This is a genomic window from Metabacillus litoralis, assembly GCF_020524045.1.
Lineage (GTDB): Bacteria > Bacillota > Bacilli > Bacillales > Bacillaceae > Metabacillus > Metabacillus litoralis_C.
Genome location: NZ_JAIVKL010000001.1, coordinates 254009 through 275820, shown reverse-complemented (window position 1 = coordinate 275820; position 21812 = coordinate 254009). Strand labels below are relative to the sequence as shown.

Below are 21812 nucleotides of genomic sequence, written 5' to 3'. Positions count from 1 at the left end.
TAAAACCTCCATGTATTACCATAACTATCTTCACTCATTTTTTAAAGAGTATTACTTACTACTATTCGAAGAATATGAAATAATGTGCGAACAAGCAGGAATATTTTCCAACTCTAGTGAATATAGTATCATTGGATGATTAACTAACACTGTTTAAAGGCTTGTAAGGGGAGCCTTTGAACAAGATATGCCAATGATTGTTCTAATGAACACTCAAGGATTCATTGAAAACTAAGGGGGAACTAGAAATGGAAATATTAAAGGTTTCAGCAAAATCAAATCCTAATTCTGTCGCTGGTGCATTGGCTGGGGTATTACGAGAACGTGGTGGAGCAGAAATACAAGCTATTGGTGCTGGTGCATTAAATCAAGCAGTAAAAGCTGTAGCTATTGCTAGAGGTTTTGTCGCACCAAGTGGAGTAGATTTAATTTGTATACCTGCTTTTACAGATATTTTAATAGATGGTGAAGAAAGAACAGCTATTAAGCTCATTGTAGAGCCTCGTTGAAAGCGTTAGATTATTTATATATGTCAATTTGACAAGCAAAAGGTTTGACTCTATAGAGTCAAACCTTTTGCTTGTCCTAAACATAAATGAGTTCGTTTCTTTGTCTAGCTGCAGGAATCTGGTTTTTTAGGGGATGTCAGATGCTTAGACTTCAAGTGAGAGTAAAGCAACTTATTTTACAATAGTGCTGTAAAATCCATGTGAAATGAGCGCTTACTTAATGCGAGAGGCAAGATCAACCGTTTTGCGTTTAGTTTATATGTTAAAAGTGTATCGTGGAGATGTACCCTGAGAGTGTGTATATCATTGAAAAGGAGGAGACATGGAAGATGAAAATATTTGATGCTCATTGTGATTTGTTATATAAGCTTTGGAGGGAACCAGATATAGATGTTTTTTCTGATGAAAGATTACAAGTTTCGATCTCTAAATTACAAGAACGCAACAATAATATTCAATGTTTTGCTGTTTTCATTCCTGAAGATATCCCATTTATAAACAGAATGGAAGTTGCTCTTCAACAAATAAATCTATTTTATCAAAGAATTTTAAAGAAATTTCCAGAAATAAAACTAATAAAAACAAAATCAGATATTAATCTACTAAGTAATCATGAAATGGGAGCAATTTTAACTTTAGAAGGTTGTGATGCTATTGGAGATCAGTTGAATAATTTACAAATATTATATCATTTAGGAGTGAGATCAGTAGGGTTAACGTGGAATTTTGCAAATCTTGTAGCAGATGGAGCTCATGAAAAAAGAAATGGTGGATTAACCAATTTCGGTAGAATGGTTATTCGTTATTTAAATGAACAGCGTTTATGGACAGATCTTTCACATGCATGTGAAAGAAGCTTTTGGGAAGCGCTTGATATAGCGGAGTATCCAATTGCATCTCATTCAAATGCTTATTCGATTTGCAAACATGTGAGAAACTTAAAGGATGAGCAGATTGTTGCTCTTTTGAAAAATAACGGAATGATAGGTGTTACATTTGTTCCCTATTTCACTTCGAATAGAAGTAACCCTACTATTTCTGACGTGTTAAAACAAGTTGAATATATCTGTTCATTAGGTGGAGAAACTCAGCTTGGATTTGGATCAGATTTTGATGGGATAGAAGTGACAATAACAGGTTTAGAAAATTATTCTGGCTATGAAACATTAATTAATGAACTTCAAAAATTATATTCTGAAGAGCTTGTACATAAATTTATGTATAGAAATTTCTTTGAACATATGAGTTACTGATTACAATAAATACTTTTATTCTATTAAAGTGAAACTCTTGTATTTTTTTGTCGTAAGGTCTACAATTGATACGTTTAGTGTAGTCTATGTGATTTTTGAGAAATAATAATGAAATTGGATAAGATTATTGATACACTGATAGTTATATATTTAAAAATAAATTGAACATTGCTTTTTAGAGGGGTGTAAATACATGATAAGTCAACTTTCTTGGAAAGTTGGAGGACAGCAAGGAGAAGGTATTGAAAGTACTGGTGAAGTTTTCTCTATTGCATTAAACCGACTAGGTTATTTTTTATACGGATATCGCCACTTTTCTTCTCGTATTAAGGGTGGACATACAAATAATAAAATTCGTGTAAGTACAAAACAAGTGCGAGCTATTTCTGATGATCTTGATATATTAGTAGCTTTTGATCAAGAAACAATTGATGTGAATTTTCATGAGTTAAGAGAAGGTGGAATTGTCTTAGCAGATGCTAAGTTTAAGCCAAGCATTCCTGAAAGTGAAAATGTAACACTATACTCAGTACCATTCACTGAAATTGCAACTGAATTAGGGACTTCTTTAATGAAAAACATGGTAGCGATAGGTGCAACAAGTGCAATACTTGATATAGACCCTAGTCAGTATCATGATGTTGTCAATGATACATATGGTCGTAAAGGTGAAAAAATCGTAGAAAAGAACATGGACGCGATTGCTAAAGGAGCTCAATATTTGAAGAATGATCTTGGCTTTGAACGACAAGATATGTTCCTTGAAAAAGCTGACGGTAGTAAGCGAATGTTTATGATAGGAAATGATGCAATTGCTTTAGGTGCAATTGCTGGTGGATCACGCTTTATGGCAGCATATCCGATTACACCTGCTTCTGAAATTATGGAATACTTAATAGAAAAATTACCTAAATTTGGTGGAGTTGTTATCCAAACTGAGGATGAAATTGCCGCATGTACAATGTCAATCGGTGCTAATTATGCTGGTGCACGCACATTTACAGCATCTGCGGGTCCTGGATTATCATTAATGATGGAAGCTATTGGACTTTCTGGAATGACAGAACAACCGCTTGTTATTATTGATACTCAACGAGGTGGTCCAAGTACAGGATTACCAACAAAGCAGGAGCAATCAGATTTAATGGCCATGATATATGGCACACATGGTGAAATTCCTAAAGTTGTAATGGCTCCAAGCACAGTTCAAGAGGCATTTTATGACACAATAGAAGCATTTAATATAGCTGATGAATATCAAGTACCTGTTATTCTTTTAACAGATCTTCAATTATCTTTAGGAAAGCAAACTGTGGAGCCATTAGATTATAGTGAAATAAATATTCGTCGCGGTAAGCTATTAACTGAAAATTTACCTGAATCAGAGAATAAAGCATACTTCAAGCGTTTTGAAGTAACAGAAGATGGCGTTTCACCACGTGTTATACCAGGAATGAAAAATGGTATTCATCATGTTACAGGTGTAGAACATGAAGAAACTGGTAAACCTTCAGAATCTGCAAGCAATCGTGTAGCACAGATGGATAAGCGTCTTAGAAAGTTAGAGGGCCTTAATTTTAAAAATCCAGTTTATAAGAATCTTCAACATGAAAATCCAGATGTGTTACTCGTTGGATATATTTCTACAAGAGGAACAATAGAGGAAGCAATCACTCGATTAGAAGCTGATGGTATTAAAGTTAACCATGCACAAATTCGTCTAATCCACCCTTTCCCATCAGAGGAAATGCAGCCATTGGTGGAAGCAGCTAAAAAGGTTATTGTTGTAGAAAATAATGCAACAGGACAGTTAGCAAGTTTAATAAAAATGAATGTAGGGAATGCAAATAAAATTTCTTCATTATTAAAATATGATGGTAATCCATTCCTTCCTCATGAAATTCATACGAGAAGTAAGGAGTTGATTTAGTATGGCGACAACATTTAAAGATTTTCGTAATAATGTAAAACCTAACTGGTGTCCTGGATGTGGGGATTTCTCAGTACAAGCTGCAATACAGCGTGCTGCTGCAAATGTAGGATTAACTCCAGAAGAGTTAGCAGTTGTATCAGGAATTGGTTGTTCTGGGCGTATTTCAGGTTATATTAACTCTTATGGCTTCCATGGGATTCATGGTCGTTCATTACCAATTGCTCAAGGTGTGAAGATGGCTAATAAAGATTTGACTGTCATTGCATCAGGCGGAGATGGAGATGGCTTTGCGATCGGTATGGGTCACACGATTCACGCCATTCGTCGTAACATTGATATTACGTATATAGTCATGGATAACCAAATCTATGGGTTAACAAAAGGACAAACATCTCCACGAAGTGATGCTGGATTTGTAACAAAAAGTACGCCACAAGGTTCAATAGAATCTGCTTTATCAGTTATGGAAATGGCACTAACAGCTGGTGCTACTTTTGTAGCGCAAAGTTTTTCAACCGATTTAAAGGATTTAACAGCCCTAATAGAAGCTGGTATCAATCATAAAGGATTCTCACTTATAAATGTATTTAGTCCTTGTGTTACGTATAATAAGGTAAACACATATGATTGGTTTAAAGAAAATCTAACCAAGCTTGCTGATGTGGAAGGATATGATCCGCATAGTAAAGAAACTGCAATGCAAACACTTATGAAGCATAAAGGGTTAGTAACAGGCCTTATCTATCAAAACACTGAGCAAAAATCTTATCAAGAACTTTTAACTGGTTACAGTGATAAGCCATTATCACAAGCTGATTTAGAAATTGATGAAGAAGTATTCAATAAATTAGTTGCAGAATTTATGTAATTAAAAATCAAAATCACCATGCTTGTCTCGGGCCAATAAGCCTTGAAAAAGATTGATGAACATTCATCAATCTTTTTTTGTTCATCTATTCCAAAACATAATAATATTATGTAAACTAATGTTAGAAATTAGATGCTTTTTTAGGAAGAGCTATGTTGATGCTTAATGTTGATTGGAGTGAATTATATGAAATTATTTCGGGAGATGCTTGGATAAAAATACAATTTTCCCTTAAAAAGATTGACTGAAATGCAAATAAACAACAAAGTTTAAAATGGACATATGTAAAAATAAAAATTTTATTTTACACAGGATCATTTGTCTACTGTAAAAATACACTGTTATTTACAAAAGAAATCACGATGATAAAATATAGATATAAAAGGGTTTCAATTTTAAGGGGTGTATTTTATGAGTGGAAAGATGAAAGCGATAGTGAAGCATCACCGCGGTTATGGGGCAAAACTGCAATTGGTTGATATTCCAAGTATAAATGATCATGAAGTATTAATTAAGGTAAAAGCTACATCTATTTGTGGCACTGATGTTCATATATATAAATGGGATGAATGGTCTGCAAGTCGAGTAAATCCACCGTATGTTTTTGGTCATGAATTTTCAGGTGAAGTAGTAGAGATAGGTGCGAATGTAACAAATGTGAATATTGGTGATTCCGTTTCAGCTGAAACACATTTGGTATGTGGCAAATGTTCACAGTGTTTAACTGGTAAGGCCCATATATGTAAAAACACTAAAATTATTGGTGTAGACACACAAGGTTGTTTTGCGGAGTATGTTGCTATTCCTTCAGCAAATCTATGGAAAAATCCTAAGGAAATGCCTTATGATGTTGCTTCTATTCAAGAACCAATGGGAAATGCTGTTCACACAGTTTTAGCAGGAGATGTTGTAGGAAAAACAGTTGCAATTATTGGTTGTGGTCCAATAGGTATAATGGCAGTAGGTGTTGCTAAGGCAGCTGGTGCAGCACAGGTAATAGCTTTTGATGTCAATGAATATCGACTAGATTTAGCGAAACAAATGGGTGCAACTTCTATTGTAGATTCGAAAACTGTCGATCCACTTCAAATTGTTCAGCAACTAACAGAGGGAAATGGTGTTGACGTAGTTTGTGAAATGTCAGGTCACCCAATTGCAATGAATCAAGGTTTCAAAATGGTCACAAATGGTGGGAGAGTATCTATTCTAAGCTTGCCGGTTAGACCAGTTGAATTCGATGTTACAAATGATATCGTTTTCAAGGGGATTACTGTTCAAGGTATAACAGGTAGAAAGATGTTTGAAACATGGCAGCAGGTTTCAGGTTTAATTCATTCGGGTCAAGTAGATGTGAAACCAATAATCACTCACCATTTTTCATTAGAAGAATATGAAAAAGGCTTTGATCTTATGATGGACGGTAATTGTGGAAAAGTTGTATTACATCCTTAAATAGAAATTAATAGGAGGAAATGATAATGAGAGGCTTCGAATATTTGCAAAATGAACTAGATGAGATGAAAAGACAAGGAACTTTCAGAAAATTAATTCCTTTAGAAAGTGATCAGGGTGCAAAGGTAGTTATTAATGGAAGAGAAGTGATACAGCTTTCTTCAAATAATTATTTAGGTTTAACAAGTCATCCCCGTTTAACTCATGCAGCAAAAGCAGCTGTGGAAACTTATGGGGCTGGAACTGGTTCTGTACGAACAATTGCTGGGACATTCAATATGCATCAAGAACTTGAAGAAAAACTTGCTAAGTTTAAACACACAGAAGCAGCATTGGTATTTCAATCTGGATTCACAACCAATCAAGGTGTTCTTTCATCCATTTTAACTAAGGATGATGTCGTGATTTCTGATTCATTAAATCACGCATCTATTATTGATGGTATCCGTTTAACTAAAGCAGCAAGAAAAGTATATCAACATATAGATATGGCTGACCTAGAGAGGGCATTAAAAGAGTCAGAGGATTTTAGAGTAAGGATTATTGTAACTGACGGTGTTTTCTCAATGGATGGTAATATTGCACCGCTACCAGAAATTGTTGATTTAGCTGAAAAATATGATGCACTAATAATGGTAGATGATGCACATGCTTCAGGTGTTTTAGGTGAAAATGGACGTGGTACAGTTAATCATTTCGGATTAGACGGACGTGTTCATATTCAAGTCGGAACGTTAAGTAAAGCTGTTGGTGTATTAGGTGGCTATGTTGCAAGCTCTAAGACTCTTATTGATTACTTAATTCATAAAGGAAGACCATTTTTATTTAGTACATCACATCCACCAGCAGTTACTGCAGCTTGTATGGAGGCAATTGACGTGTTATTAGATGAACCTGAATTGATTGCAAAGCTTTGGGAAAATACAAAATTCTTCAAAGAAGGACTTCAAAATTTAGGCTTCAATACTGGAAAAAGTGGTACCCCAATTACCCCTGTAATCGTTGGTGATGAGGCTTTATCTCATAGATTCTCTGATAAACTATTGGAATATGGAGTTTTCGCACAAGGAATTGCATTTCCTACAGTTGCAAAAGGTTTAGCAAGGGTTAGAACGATTGTTACGGCTGAGCACTCTAAAGAGGAGCTGCAAGAAGCTCTTAATATATTTGAGAAAGCTGGTAAAGAGCTTAACATTATTTAATAGCAATAAAATATTTGAAGTGAAGATATTATATTCATGCAAAAAAAGACAGTGGTATATTATACGGATGTCTCAGTTTGTAGACAAAGTATGCTTTCAAACCCTTCAGACTGATTGAAAACGATTGACTTTCGAGGCGCAAAGCCTTGATAGGAGCGGAGTTACTCTGTATGGTAATGGGCACCTCAGCATGTTGAGTAGAAAAAAGCGAGCGTTTGTCAACAGTCTAAAGACAGTGGTATCTAATACCGCTGTTTTTTAATGCAAAAAAGAGGTGTGGTTTAAATGAATTTTTCACAAACTAATAAAATATATTTATGTTTTGGATAACATTATCTAAGGGAAGGATCCGCCTTTTTAACACTTGTTTCGAACGTAATTTAACAAGAAAATCAAGAAAATTCGATTTTGTTGGAAGATCTGAGATAACAGGCTGGAAATTATTAGTTGCGACCTTCTCTTGTACATAATTTTCTAATGCGTGAATCACAGTTACTTCATGCTTCTCTTCTAAAGAGGTCCATCTTTCAATTTCTTTCCACGAAAAATTTGAACTAATGAAAAGTTCGTCCCAACCTTCTGTTACAGGAAATTGAATATGCTCCTCCATCCACAAAATAACATCACTTGAATGGAAATCACCTAGATGAGAAAGTGCTTCATATCCAGTTATCTTTTTATTAGATTGTTGTTCAAGAAAATTAAATACTAAAGATAATCCTGTAGCCCTATTAATACACATTGAAGTTAGAAATGATCGCAATCTTGGATCCAGAATATCTTGGTTTGCTTCCCACAAACTTCTAACCCATGACTCTGCATCATTTCCCAAAACTCTTCCGATCACCTCACATATGATCTTCTGCTTTATATATCCCTCTTTTTTATCTAATTCTACTAAGAGGTAATCAAATATGTTTTTTCTGTTGAATTTTCCGAGGAATTCGATTGATTTTTCATCTAACCTTTCTCGATAAACAGTAAAATCTATTAACTGTTTCATGCTATTTCTCACATCATTTAGAGTTGTCTCTGAAAATGACTCAAACCAATCCTTCCATTTTGCAGCAACAGGACTTGTCGTATCCAACCCTGATTCAATAAGAAAATATTCAAGTTGCCATTTTTCACTACCAATACATCCTAGTTCAGTTATTTTAAATAAATAATCGATAAATGATTCTGCAATATAAGTAACTGTGTCTTCTTCATGATCCCAATAAATTACTGGTTTCTCATCACTTTCAACAGACATATCGAACGCATAAATATCTCCGTTTCCAGTATGAGAAAACTCTAGTTTTCCTCTAAGTGTTACAGCATAATCTTCTCCGTCTTCCATAAGTTCGTCAGCTAATAAATCTAAATTTTGAAGGAAATCTATGTTCCAATTTATTTCTCCAGAGGATATTTGGTTAAATTCACTTGGAATAATTGTATCTTCAGAAAATGAGTAATAAAAAGAGAGAGATGTTCCTAAGTTTTTTAAAATGTATTTAAATGATTCTGGTAATTGATATCCTAACTCTTTTTCTTTAGCTTCTATCTCCTGTATCGATGCTTTTTTTCCAATTTCAATGTGATGAACTACGCCGTTATTGTTCTTTAATCTTTGTAATATTTGATCCCATTTTAATAAAAGGTATGTAATATCATTCATTATTTTCACTCCCGCATCAGTAACTTATTTTAAATTATAGTTTTAACAATGCTGTATTGAAAAGGCTTTTTGTGTAAACTTTGTTGCTTTTATAACTTTAAGAATAACACTCAGTATAAATCATTGTGGCATCTTTTCTTATTAAATTTTACCTTTAGTCATCAAGAAACTTTTCACTGTAATTTTTATGAGAACTGAACTAACAAAGTTTAACCAAGTTAATATTTAATAAATCTATAAACATATACTGGGCATACTTAAGAAGATGAATTGATATAGATAGGGGTGTTTTGATGAAAGCAGTAACATATCAAGGTCCTAATAATGTAGTTGTCAAAGAAGTGCCAGATGCAAAACTTGAAAAAAATGATGATATTATTGTAAAAATAACTTCAACCGCTATTTGTGGTTCTGATTTGCATTTGTATCAAGGAAATATGCCATTACCAGATGGATATATTATTGGCCATGAACCAATGGGGATCGTTGAGGAAGTTGGACCAGAAGTAACAAAGGTGAAAAAAGGTGACAGAGTTGTTATCCCATTTAATGTTTCTTGTGGGGAATGCGTTTATTGTCAAAGTGATTTAACAAGTCAATGTGATAACTCTAATCCTCATTATGATTCAGGTGGTTTATTTGGGTATACTGAAAAATTCGGTGATCATCCGGGTGGACAGGCTGAATATTTAAAGGTCCCATTTGGTAATTACACACCATTTTTAATTCCAGAGTCTTGTGAATTAGAAGACGACTCACTACTATTTTTATCAGACGTTTTGCCAACTGCTTATTGGAGTGTAGAACATGCAGGTGTTAAAAAAGATGATACGGTAATCGTTCTTGGAAGTGGCCCAGTAGGTTTAATGGCTCAAAAGTTTGCATGGATGAAAGGAGCAAAGCGAGTTATTGCTGTTGATTATGAAACATATCGTCTTAACCATGCAAAAGAAAAGAATAAAGTTGAAGTTTTTGACTTTACAGAATATCCAGACATGGGAGAACATTTAAAAGAAATTACACAAGGTGGAGCAGATGTTGTTATTGATTGTGTTGGTATGGATGGTAAAAAATCTCCACTAGAATATATTGAACAAAAGCTTAAATTACAAGGTGGCACTTTAGGCGCGATTCAAATTGCCACAAAAGCAGTGAGAAAATGTGGAACAGTCCAACTTACAGGTGTTTATGGAGCAAACTATAATGCCTTTCCCTTAGGCGCCTTTTTTGCAAGAAATATATCTCTTAAGATGGGGCAAGCTCCCGTTATCCCAATCATGCCAAAGATATACGACATGATCTCGAACAAAGAACTTGATCCACAAGAAATTATTACACATAAAACTTCGTTAAATGATGCTGAACATGCATATAAAATTTTTAATGGACATGAAGACCAATGCATCAAGGTTGTATTAAAACCATAATCATTTCGTTAACTCAGAAGAATTAAATTCTTCTGAGTTAATTCTTCTCAAAGTTGAATACGTCGGTATAACTTTAGCATCGAGACCCCAAGACGTTAATGTTTTAATGCTCAACGACAATGGAATTGATTTCTTTACGTTTTAATATAAGCTCTTGTCTGAAAGATTGTTGTTAATTGACATAATCTTGCCGCTTATGTTTAAACATAATAATTTCTTCTAAAATGAGTTTTTCTTAACAAATTCTTACAAAAAGCCTGATAAAAAGAATTTTCAACCATTTTTCATCTTGTTAAAAATAAAGTAAACTAGTAAAAGTATATAGTACGATTAATAGATTAATAATGTAAGGTGATAATTAATGAAAGTAATCATAGCAGAAAAACCAGATCAAGCTTCTACATTGTGCGCCCAATTTCAAAGGGTGAAAAGAGATGGCTATTTTGAAATAAAACCAAATGACCTATTTCCAAATGGAGCATATTGCACTTGGGCTATCGGACATTTAACTCAATTAAGTGCACCTGAAAACTATAAAGCTGAATGGAAAAAGTGGTCACTCTCAATGTTACCAATTATTCCAGATAAGTTTCAATATGAAGTAACAAAATCAAAAGCAAAACAATTTCAGGTTGTTAAACAGCTAATAAAAAATCCAGCTGTTAAGGAAATTATACATGCGGGAGATGCTGGACGCGAAGGTGAGTTGATCGTCCGTAATATTATTAGTTTATCAGGTGTGAAAAAGCCGTTAAAAAGATTGTGGATTTCCTCTTTAACTTCTGCCGCGATTCTTGAAGGCTTTCGCCAATTGCTGGATGATGAAAAAACAAAAAATCTTTATTATGAAGCTTATTCACGTGCTTGTGCAGATTGGTTAGTTGGTATGAATGCTTCTAGAGTATATTCACTTTTATTAAAGCAAAAAGGAATGAATGATGTTTTCTCGGCAGGGCGTGTGCAAACACCAACGTTGGCATTAATCGTAAAACGAGAAAAAGAAATTGATGAATTTAAACCTGAGCCTTTTTGGGAAATTATTGCGACGTTTAAAGTAAATGGAAAGAAATATAAAGGGAAATGGCAAAAAGACAACCAAACACGTGTGATGGAAGAAGCACTTGCTCAGAAAATAGCTACCTTTTGTCAAGACAAGACAGCAGAAATAAAAGAACTAATAACTGAGCGGAAGGAATATCAACCACCGCTACTTTTTAATTTATCATCTTTACAAGCAACAGCGAATAAAGCATTTAAGTTTTCGCCGAAGAAAACATTAGATATTGTACAATCTCTTTATCAAAAAGGTATTGTTTCTTATCCTCGTAGTGATTCAACATATGTAACAAAAGGAGAAGCTGAACAATTTCCTGATATATTATCAAAACTTAGTAAGTTTGAAGAATATAAAGATCTTTTTCCTTTACCAAAACAATCAATTTTAAACAACACAAGGTATGTTAATGAAAAAAAGGTAACAGATCACTATGCGATTATTCCAACGGAACAAGTACGAGACCCTAAGCGAATGTCTGGGGATGAACAAAAAATGTATGATATGATCGTGCGCAGATTAATTTCAGCTCATTATGACAAAGCAATTTTTGATTACTCAACATTAATAACTCTAGTTGATGGCCGTGCAGAATTTATCACTAAAGGTAAACAACAGATTCAAGAGGGTTGGCGCAAGGTTATTTATCAAGATGATAAAGATAAAGATGAATTACTACCAAATGTCCAAAAAGGTGATAGTGGACATGTAGAAAAAATCGAAACAAAGGAGGGGAAAACACAACCTCCTAAACGGTATACAGAAGGACAGCTCATCACTTTAATGAAGACAGCAGGAAAATATCTAGATAATGATGAATTAGAAAAAATCTTAAGCAAAGTAGAAGGTTTAGGTACAGAAGCGACAAGAGCAGGCATTATTACGATGCTTCAAGACCGTAAATACATTGAAGTAAAACGCAATCAAGTGTATGCGACAGATAAAGGGAAGGTTCTGATTGAAGCAGTAGGAGATCATGTTTTAGCCTCCCCGGAAATGACAGCTAAATGGGAGCAACGTTTATCAGAAATAGGTGAGGGTTTAGCATCTCCTGCTATATTTATGGAACAAACGAAAAAACTATCAACTAAAATTGTTTCAGATGCTATTTCTGTTGCAACAACATGGAATTTTGAAGGGTTAAATGTTGAATCAATTCAAAGAACATCTTCACGTTTTACACTAGGGAAAAATGTAGGGAAATGTAAATTATGTGAAGGAGATATTGTTGATAAAGGTGAGTTTTATGGTTGCACAAACTACAAGCAAAACAGTTGTAACTTTACAATATCAAAAAAAATTCTAAGTAAGAAAATTTCCCAAACAAATATTCAGAAACTATTAAAGGGAGAGAAATCCAATTTAATTAAAGGATTTAAAAAAGGAGATAAAACATTTGATGCAAAATTAGAATGGAAAGAAGGAAAAATACAATTCATTTTTGAAGCTGCACATTCCAAAAACTAGATTCGCATTTTAATTGAAAAACGTGTACAATTTCCTTACAGATTTCTTTAAGATTGTTTTCTGCGTTTATAAACGATATACTATTAAGTTGTATGTTTCTCTATTTTATTTAATGGAATTTTACAGAACTGACCAATAAAAGTTTTAGGTTACTAAAACGATATAAATGTTGAACAAAAGGTAAACGGGTAGTTAGAAAGGAGAATGACAGAATGAATGAACAACAGCGTAAGGAAAATACTCAAGTAAACCCTTCGGACAAAAAATCCGATAAGGACTACAGCCAGTATTTCCAAGCCGTGTACATGCCTCCTTCGTTAAAGGATGCAAAAAAACGTGGTAAAGAAGAAGTAAAATATGATGGTTTTTCTATTCCTGAAGAATATAGAGGAATGGGACAAGGTAAGAAATTCTACATTCGCACATATGGGTGCCAAATGAATGAACATGATACAGAGGTTATGGCGGGTATATTTATGGCGTTAGGCTATGAACCTACTGATGGTGTTGAAGATGCCAATGTTATTTTATTAAATACTTGTGCAATCCGCGAAAATGCGGAAAACAAAGTGTTTGGGGAACTTGGGCATTTAAAGACTTTAAAGAAAAGAAGACCTGATTTATTATTAGGTGTGTGTGGTTGTATGTCACAGGAAGAATCTGTCGTTAACCGTATACTAAAAGTTCATCCATTTGTTGATATGATCTTTGGTACACATAATATCCACAGGTTACCTAGCATTCTTCATGAAGCATATATGTCTAAAGAAATGGTTGTAGAAGTATGGTCTAAAGAAGGAGATGTTATTGAGAACCTTCCAAAAGTCCGTAAAGGTAATATTAAGGCATGGGTAAACATTATGTATGGATGTGATAAGTTCTGTACTTACTGCATTGTTCCTTACACTCGTGGAAAAGAACGTAGCAGACGTCCAGAAGAAATTATTCAAGAAGTTCGTCATTTAGCTGCACAGGGCTATAAAGAGATAACACTTCTAGGGCAAAATGTTAATGCATATGGTAAGGATTTTGAAGACATTGAGTATGGTTTAGCAAACTTAATGGATGAGATATCAAAAATTGATATTTCAAGACTACGTTTTACAACAAGTCATCCAAGAGATTTTGATGATCACCTTATTGAAGTCTTAGCAAAAGGTGGAAATCTTTTAGATCATATTCATTTACCAGTTCAATCAGGTAGCTCGGACATTCTAAAGATTATGGCTCGCAAATATAGTCGTGAACATTATTTAGAACTTGTTCGTAAAATTAAACAAGCAATGCCAAATGCTTCTTTAACAACTGACATTATTGTTGGCTTCCCTAACGAAACTGAAGAGCAATTCGAAGAAACACTTTCATTATATCGGGAAGTAGAATTTGATAGTGCTTATACGTTTATTTATTCGCCTCGTGAAGGTACGCCTGCTGCAAAAATGGAAGATAATGTACCAATGGAAGTGAAAAAAGAACGTCTACAACGTTTAAATGCTCTTGTGAATGAAACATCAGCTAAGAAACTAAAAGAATATGAAGGTAAAGTTGTTAATGTTCTTGTAGAAGGTGAAAGTAAAAATAATCCTGAAGTTTTAGCTGGTTATACTGAAAAAAGTAAGCTAGTAAACTTTAAAGCACCAAAGTCTGCCATTGGGCAAATTGTTAAAGTGAAAATTACAAAAGCTAAAACATGGACGCTTAATGGAGAAATGGTAGAAGAAGCGGTTGAGGTGAATTAAAATGACAACATTATATTCAAAAGAAGATATCGTAGCAAAAGCACGAGAATTAGCACAAATGATTTCAGAGTCAAACGAAGTTGATTTCTTTAAACGTGCAGAAGCACAAATTAATGAAAATCAAAAGGTTCGTGAAATGATCTCAAGTATTAAGAGCCTACAAAAACAAGCTGTTAACTTCCAACATTATGGAAAACATGAAGCGTTAAAACAAGTGGAAGAAAAAATCGAAAAAATTCAGAGTCAATTAGATGAAATTCCTATTATTCAAGAATTCCAAGACTCTCAAGTTGAGGTGAATGAGTTACTTCAACTTGTATCACACACAATCTCTAACAAAGTAACAAATGAAGTCATCTCATCTACTGGGGGAGATCTCTTAGCAGGAGAAACAGGATCTAAAGTCCGTAGCTCAACAGGTGGAAGCTGTTCTTAAATAATTATAAAGGGCTTGCGATTAACGAAGTAGGCACTTCTGTAGGATAAGCAAATAATTTAACATTGAAAAGACCAAATCACAAAAGTGGTTTGGTCTTTTCTGATTTTAGAAGCATTTCGTTTTATTCTTCTTAATGGATGATTTTTTTGATGATCCCACACCCTCATTTTATTTTTGGAATTACATAAAGCTACAATAATTTCTTTTACGAGCTAAGATCACGAGAGAAACTCGTTGAACAAAGAAGACATAATAAAAATTATCATTAATTAAGCATATATTATCTGAAATGGACATAAATTTCTTTGAACACTAGAAGAAATACATTCTAAAAAGCAATCATTGTCTTATTGCGGTAGAAACGACAAGTGTCAAACAGCTGGTTGTTATTTTTAAGAATAAGAAAGTCCTTTGTTTTTTTATCTAAGAACATGCACCTTTTTTGTTTTTTAGGCACATATTTCATTCATGCAGCATACAATGAACTATAAAGGTTCATGAATTGGATAATCATGTCATCAATTCATTTTATTATTTAGCACATATGTTACTAGCCTAGCATAGGATTTAATGAAGATTTATTGAGGAGGGTATGCTCGAATGTCTGAATACAGAGAGATTATTACAAAAGCAGTTGTTGCGAAAGGTCGCAAATTTACACAATGTACACATACGATTTCACCATCGCAAAAACCTGCGAGCATTTTAGGTGGCTGGATTATTAACCATAATTATGATGCTCATAAAAATGGGAAAACAGTTGAAGTAGAAGGTACTTATGACATTAACGTTTGGTATTCTTACAACGAAAACACAAAAACAGAAGTTGTAACTGAACGGGTAACATATGTCGATGTGATTAAGCTTCGATACAAAGATGACAATTTTATTGATGATGAACATGAAGTGATTTGTAAAGCTCTTCAACAACCTAATTGCTTAGAGGTAACGATTTCACCAAATGGCAATAAAATCATCGTTCAAGCTGAAAGAGAACATCTTGCTGAAGTGATTGGAGAAACAAAAGTATGTGTTCATGTTAATCCAGAAGGCTGTGATGATGATGAAGATTGGGAAGAAGAATTAGATGACGAATTTGAAGATTTAAATCCTGAATTTTTAGTAGGCGATGTGGAAGAGTAACTAGGAGGATAATGCCTCCTAGTTTTTCTTGTGTTTTGGCTTTGAAAAATGTCTTGGACATTGATTTCCGTTAAAGATAGTTGCTTTCCTCAGGGAAAAAATAAGTACCTTCTTGTTTAGGAGAAGAATACTTAAAAGCCTAACTACTGACTTTTTCTAAGAGAAAAATCTTCCTAGGTCCGTGATTCCCCGTAACTTAATAGCATGCGGATTTGTTTGAATGTTGCACTAAGGAAGAGTAACTTACTAATTATAAACTTGTCCATGCAACAAGAAACCCCACCATTTTAAAAGTGGGAATATCATTCTTATCGAAAAGATAAGATAAGAGTAGAATACTAGTAACAGAATTTATCATTTTCTAATTTATGTGTTTTGTCATGTTGTTTGTAGTTGCTGTTGAGCTAATTCTTTATATAATGTATGTTTCTGCAATAATTGCTGATGTGTGCCACAACCTGTGATTTCCCCTTGTTCAAGGACAACAATTTGATCGGCTTCAATAACAGTTGAAAGGCGATGAGCAATGACTAATGTTGTTCTTCCAATCATTAAATGTTCTAATGCTTCTTGCACGAGTTTTTCTGATGAACTATCGAGGTTAGAAGTTGCTTCATCAAGTAAAAGTATTTTTGGATTTCTGATTAATGCTCTTGCAATAGCAATGCGCTGCCGCTGTCCTCCAGATAGTTTCATCCCTCTTTCTCCTACCTCAGTTTTTAAGCCATCTGGTAGACGTGCAATAAATTCCATCGCATTTGCTTGTTGTGCCGCTTGTTCCACTTCATTGATTGAAACCGTTCGCTGTATTCCATATGTGATATTTTCCATTATGCTACCTGACATGATTGGACTTTCTTGTGATACATAACCAATTTCACTTCGCCAAGATTGTAAATCGAAGGTATCAATATTTTTATCACCTAATAAAATTTTTCCCATATCAGTTAAATAAAATCGTTCTAATAATGAAAATAATGTTGTTTTTCCACTGCCACTTGGTCCAACAAAGGCCGTTGTTTTACCATTAGGAATGAAAAGAGAAATGTTCTTCAAAATGAGATCCTTACTATAAGAAAAAGAAACATTTTCAAATTTTATTGGCTGTGAAGGATTTTCTACAGCGGGTTTAATTGCAGGATTTTCAACTTCTATTGAAAGAATTTCTTTCATTCTTTCCGTTGCACCCATTGCTTTTTGAAAAGCTGTAAAAGCAGTTGCCATTGAGCTAAAAGGGATAATAATTTGAAACATGTAAATAATTATGGCCACTAAAGAACCAGCAGAAAGCTCTCCAGATGCAACCCGAACTCCTCCATAACCAATTAATAAAATCAAAATAAGCATCATGATAAACGTCATAAACGGTGATATAATTGCTTGAATACGTGCTTCTTTTAGGCCGAATTGAAACAAATGTGTGATGCCTTCTTTTCCTTTCTCCATCTCTATATTTTCTGCATGATAAGCTTTAACCAATCGGATTTCAGAAAGTACTCTTCCTAAGTTTCCTGAGAAACTAGCCATTTCATCTTGCATTAATTTTGATATCGTAAACATTTTTCTACCAAGTGGTATGAAAACAAGTAAAGAAGTAGGAATTGCTATTAACATGATCGCAGTCATTTTCCAATCAATAATACAAAGAATAATAATTGTGGCGACAATTGATATAAAACCTGTTACAAAAGTAATCAAATGTTGGGTAATCAATGTTTTTACTGTATTTGTATCTTGTGTGACTCTGCTCATTGTTTCACCAGATTCATGTTTATCAAAAAAAGAAATTGGAAGTTTGAGGATATGGGCCCATAATCTTTCACGAATGGATGAGACCACTTTTTCACCTATATATGTCATTAAATAATAAGCAAACCCAGACGTAACAGTTTGGAGTACAAATGCTAAAGTCAGTAATAGAATGATAGATAACTCCAATGAAGATGAAGCTAATTGATCAACTAAATCTTTAGTGAGAAGCGGTACAATTAGACCTGAACCTGTTTCAATGATGCTTAATAAAATGGCCACGATTAAGATACCTTTTGGTGGATTTGATTTTCTTAACATATTCCAAAAGGCTTTTACTGTTTCTCCTTTGATTTGTTTATTTTCCATATAGGTTCACTCCTATTTTTGTTAAATAAATTTCAAAGGCTTTTGCTAACCATTCTTCTTCTTCCTTTGTAAATGGTGAAGGAAATAACCAAGGATCATCATCTACATTTTCTGGGATATCTTCTAATAATGTAGTGAAATTCATACCAGAAACCTCTTCTGTAAGCTGTATATATTCATAGATTATTTGCTGTATTTCAGTACATCCAGGATCTTTACCAAATAAATCTTTTAGTTTAGAAGATAACTCAAAAAAAGATTTTTCAATTTGTTTTTGCTTCTCATCACTATGAAGATACATTTGTTGTACTTTATCTTCTTCAAAGATTGTTTTTAGCCACTCTTTTTGTGCATCTTCATTTTGAATCATATGGATTAAAAAAATAAAAATTGATGGATCAATTTTTTTGTTATCATCAACAAGATGTAAAGCATGATCAAGTGTGTTAATCATTTGTTCAATTTGTGCTTTCTTCTCAAGCATTTTTTGTTTTTGGTACTGTAAAGACTCTTTTAGATCCCAGTTACTTGATATCATCAGTTCGCTTATTTCCTCTAGTGAATAGCCTAAAAATTTTAAAGATATTATTTTTTGTAAGGTAATGATATCTGTATCGTTGTAATATCTTCTACCTTTATCTGATACAAAAGAGGGATGTAAAATTCCAATTTCATCATAATAATGAAGAGTGCGTATTGTTGTCATCGTCTTTTTTGCGAATTCTCCAATTGAATAAGTTTTTGACATGTTTTTTCTCCTTTTCACTAATTCTTTTATTCTATAACCTTATTTTAGAATCTAACGTAACGTTAGATGCAATGTTTTTTTTGATTTATTTTAGATTCCTCTGTTTCCCTTATGCAATTACACCAAGAATTTGTCGATCTATGGTATAATAAAATGTATTTTTATAGAACGTTTAGGTGATATTGGGGGATAAAAATGGCAACATATACGCCGATGATACAGCAATATTTGAAGATTAAGGCAAATTATCAAGATGCCTTTTTATTTTTTCGTTTAGGTGATTTTTATGAAATGTTTTTTGATGATGCCGTTCATGCATCACAGGAACTCGAAATTACATTAACAAGTCGTGATGGTGGCGGAGAAGACCGAATTCCAATGTGTGGAGTTCCATATCATTCTGCACCTAACTATATTGAACAGCTTATTACAAAAGGTTATAAAGTAGCGATCTGTGAACAAACAGAAGATCCAAAGCAAGCAAAAGGTGTTGTTAGAAGGGAAGTAGTACAGCTAATTACACCTGGTACTGTTATGGATGGAAAAGCGATACAAGATAAAGAGAATAATTACATTGCTTCTCTTACAGCTTTTGACTCACAGTTTGGTCTTGCGTTGAGTGATTTAACTACAGGCGAAAACCTTGTAGCTCTCTGTGCCAGCTTTGATGAGCTTTTAAATGAAGTTTATTCTGTTGGAGCCAAGGAAGTTGTCATTTCAAGTGAATTTCCTGATCACTTAAAAAAACAGTTGGTTGACCGCTGTGAAGCAACTTTGTCTTATCAATTAGACACAGATGTTTCTTCAAATCTTGAAGTTCTAATGAATCAAGTTGATGATGAGCGTCTTGTGATAACTTTTGGTAGGTTAATCACATATCTACAACGTACACAAAAAAGAAGTCTAGATCATCTTCAGCAAGTAAAAGTCTATTATTTACAAGATGCAATGAAAATAGATTTATATTCAAAACGCAATTTAGAATTAACAGAGACGATTCGTTCAAAAGGAAAAAAGGGGTCACTTCTCTGGCTGTTAGATGAAACTAAAACAGCTATGGGTGGACGCTTATTAAAGCAGTGGGTAGATAAACCTCTTGTAGATCGTTCGTTGATTGAAGAACGCTTATTAATGGTGGAAACATTAATAGAGAATTATTTTGAAAGAGAAGATCTACGACAGCTTTTAAAGGAAGTTTATGACTTAGAACGACTAGCTGGTCGAGTCGCTTTCGGTAACGTAAATGCAAGAGACTTAATACAATTGAAAAAGTCATTACAGCAAGTTCCAGAGATTGAAAAGCTCTGTCAATCATTGCTAAAAGAAGGATATTTTTCACAGCAACTAGATCCATGTGCTGATTTAACCATGCTATTAGAAGAAGCTATTATTGAAAACCCTCCTTTATCTATAAAAGAAGGAAGCATTATTAAGGATGGTTATCATGGTCAATTAGACCAATATCGCGATGCAAGTCGAAATGGGAAAACGTGGATAGCGCAGCTTGAGCAGCAAGAGCGTCAGAAAACGGGTATTAAATCATTAAAGATAGGTTATAACAAAGTTTTTGGTTATTTTATTGAGGTTACAAGAGCAAATCTTCACTTATTAGAAGAAGGTTTATATGAGCGGAAGCAAACTTTATCAAATGCTGAACGTTTTATTACTCCAGACCTAAAAGAAAAAGAGTCATTAATTTTAGAAGCTGAAGAAAAAATCGTAGAATTAGAATATCAGCTATTTGTAGAAATTCGTGATAAAATAAAAAACTATATTCCAAGGTTACAAGGTTTAGCAAAACACTTAAGTCAATTAGATGTTTTACAATGTTTTGCAACTGTTAGTGAAAATCGTCATTATTGTAAACCTGAATTTTCAAGAAAAGGTGAGCTATCGATTAAAGATGGACGTCATCCTGTTGTTGAAAAAGTGATGGATTCACAAGAATACGTAGCAAATGATTGCTCGTTTAGTGAAAAAAGAGCAATGTTACTTATTACTGGTCCTAACATGTCCGGTAAAAGCACTTATATGAGACAAGTCGCTTTAACATCAATTCTTGCACAAATTGGTTGTTATGTACCTGCTTCAACTGCTGTTTTACCTATTTTTGATCAAATTTTCACTAGAATAGGTGCGGCAGATGATTTAATATCAGGACAAAGTACATTTATGGTAGAAATGCTAGAAGCAAGAAATGCGATCGCAAATGCAACTTCACAAAGTTTAATATTGTTTGATGAAATTGGACGAGGTACTTCTACTTATGATGGTATGGCATTAGCACAGGCGATTATAGAGCATATCCATGAACAAATTGGGGCAAAAACTCTATTCTCAACACACTATCATGAATTAACTGTTCTTGAAGAACAATTACATTCTTTAAAAAATATACATGTTAAAGCAATTGAAGAAAACGGACGAGTTGTTTTTTTACACAAAATAGAGGAAGGTGCAGCAGATAAGAGTTATGGCATACATGTTGCAGAACTTGCAGATCTTCCAAGCTCACTAATAAAAAGAGCAAAAGAAATTTTAGTTGAGTTAGAAAAAGAAAAAACAGAAGCAATACCTTTAGTAAAAAAAGATATTGTGAAGGAAGAGATCTTTTCAGATTCGCAACTATCGTTATTTCCGACTGAAAAACAAACATCAAATAAAATTCAGCAGATTCCTAAAAAAGAACAAGCAGCAATAGACCTTTTAAAATCATTAAATCTACTAGAAATGACACCATTAGATGCTATGAATCAACTTTATCAGTTACAAAAAAAGATTAAATCTTAAGCTCTGTTTT

Annotated in this window: 15 protein-coding genes; 12 read left to right on the top strand and 3 right to left on the bottom strand. The window is 33.7% G+C overall.

What is annotated here, in order from left to right:
• Nucleotides 1-248: 248 nt before the first annotated feature.
• The 6 genes from spoVS to LC076_RS01305 all read left to right on the top strand — a co-directional run bounded on the left by spoVS (nucleotide 249) and on the right by LC076_RS01305 (nucleotide 7217).
• Nucleotides 249-509 (top strand): stage V sporulation protein SpoVS, encoded by a 261-nt coding sequence (gene spoVS / locus LC076_RS01330; RefSeq protein ID WP_010193268.1) that lies wholly within the window; start codon nucleotides 249-251, stop codon nucleotides 507-509.
• 329 nt (nucleotides 510-838) lie between these two features.
• The gene (locus tag LC076_RS01325) at nucleotides 839-1762 is read left to right on the top strand and encodes a dipeptidase (RefSeq protein ID WP_226665580.1); all 924 of its coding nucleotides are present in this window, start codon (nucleotides 839-841) and stop codon (nucleotides 1760-1762) included.
• Between the two features lie 193 nt (nucleotides 1763-1955).
• Nucleotides 1956-3692 carry a 2-oxoacid:acceptor oxidoreductase subunit alpha gene (locus LC076_RS01320; protein WP_226665579.1) on the top strand — a complete coding sequence of 579 codons (1737 nt, stop codon included), beginning with the start codon at nucleotides 1956-1958 and terminating at the stop codon, nucleotides 3690-3692.
• Nucleotide 3693: 1 nt separating this feature from the next.
• Entirely contained in the window at nucleotides 3694-4563 is an 870-nt protein-coding gene (locus LC076_RS01315) for a 2-oxoacid:ferredoxin oxidoreductase subunit beta (RefSeq protein WP_226665578.1), read from the top strand.
• A gap of 411 nt (nucleotides 4564-4974) precedes the next feature.
• Entirely contained in the window at nucleotides 4975-6015 is a 1041-nt protein-coding gene (tdh, locus tag LC076_RS01310; RefSeq protein ID WP_226665577.1) for an L-threonine 3-dehydrogenase, read from the top strand.
• 23 nt (nucleotides 6016-6038) lie between these two features.
• Nucleotides 6039-7217: a glycine C-acetyltransferase gene (locus LC076_RS01305; RefSeq protein WP_226666147.1), complete on the top strand. Its 1179-nt coding sequence runs from the start codon at nucleotides 6039-6041 to the stop codon at nucleotides 7215-7217.
• Between the two features lie 301 nt (nucleotides 7218-7518).
• Here the strand turns inward: LC076_RS01305 and LC076_RS01300 are convergent, their stop codons facing one another.
• Nucleotides 7519-8877, bottom strand: coding sequence for an SMI1/KNR4 family protein (locus LC076_RS01300; protein ID WP_226665576.1), 1359 nt, complete (start codon nucleotides 8875-8877; stop codon nucleotides 7519-7521).
• A gap of 293 nt (nucleotides 8878-9170) precedes the next feature.
• Between LC076_RS01300 and LC076_RS01295 the strand changes: the two genes are divergently transcribed.
• The 5 genes from LC076_RS01295 to cotE all read left to right on the top strand — a co-directional run bounded on the left by LC076_RS01295 (nucleotide 9171) and on the right by cotE (nucleotide 16146).
• A complete protein-coding gene (locus LC076_RS01295; protein WP_226665575.1) occupies nucleotides 9171-10304 on the top strand; it encodes a zinc-dependent alcohol dehydrogenase in 1134 nt (377 codons plus the stop codon).
• Nucleotides 10305-10665: 361 nt separating this feature from the next.
• Nucleotides 10666-12825: a DNA topoisomerase III gene (locus LC076_RS01290; RefSeq protein WP_226665573.1), complete on the top strand. Its 2160-nt coding sequence runs from the start codon at nucleotides 10666-10668 to the stop codon at nucleotides 12823-12825.
• 212 nt (nucleotides 12826-13037) lie between these two features.
• Nucleotides 13038-14564 carry a tRNA (N6-isopentenyl adenosine(37)-C2)-methylthiotransferase MiaB gene (gene miaB, locus LC076_RS01285; protein WP_226665571.1) on the top strand — a complete coding sequence of 509 codons (1527 nt, stop codon included), beginning with the start codon at nucleotides 13038-13040 and terminating at the stop codon, nucleotides 14562-14564.
• A gap of 1 nt (nucleotide 14565) precedes the next feature.
• Nucleotides 14566-15000 carry a RicAFT regulatory complex protein RicA family protein gene (locus tag LC076_RS01280; RefSeq protein WP_226665570.1) on the top strand — a complete coding sequence of 145 codons (435 nt, stop codon included), beginning with the start codon at nucleotides 14566-14568 and terminating at the stop codon, nucleotides 14998-15000.
• 603 nt (nucleotides 15001-15603) lie between these two features.
• Nucleotides 15604-16146: an outer spore coat protein CotE gene (gene cotE / locus LC076_RS01275; RefSeq protein WP_204953116.1), complete on the top strand. Its 543-nt coding sequence runs from the start codon at nucleotides 15604-15606 to the stop codon at nucleotides 16144-16146.
• A 378-nt stretch (nucleotides 16147-16524) separates the two neighbouring features.
• On the opposite strand, the gene LC076_RS01270 is transcribed toward cotE, so the two are convergent.
• Nucleotides 16525-18264, bottom strand: coding sequence for an ABC transporter ATP-binding protein (locus LC076_RS01270; RefSeq protein WP_226665568.1), 1740 nt, complete (start codon nucleotides 18262-18264; stop codon nucleotides 16525-16527).
• Nucleotides 18254-19012 carry a MerR family transcriptional regulator gene (locus LC076_RS01265; RefSeq protein ID WP_226665566.1) on the bottom strand — a complete coding sequence of 253 codons (759 nt, stop codon included), beginning with the start codon at nucleotides 19010-19012 and terminating at the stop codon, nucleotides 18254-18256. The genes LC076_RS01270 and LC076_RS01265 overlap by 11 nt, the downstream gene beginning before the upstream one ends.
• A gap of 195 nt (nucleotides 19013-19207) precedes the next feature.
• On the opposite strand from LC076_RS01265, the gene mutS reads away from it, so the two are divergent.
• The gene (gene mutS / locus LC076_RS01260; RefSeq protein WP_226665565.1) at nucleotides 19208-21802 is read left to right on the top strand and encodes a DNA mismatch repair protein MutS; all 2595 of its coding nucleotides are present in this window, start codon (nucleotides 19208-19210) and stop codon (nucleotides 21800-21802) included.
• Nucleotides 21803-21812: the final 10 nt, after the last annotated feature.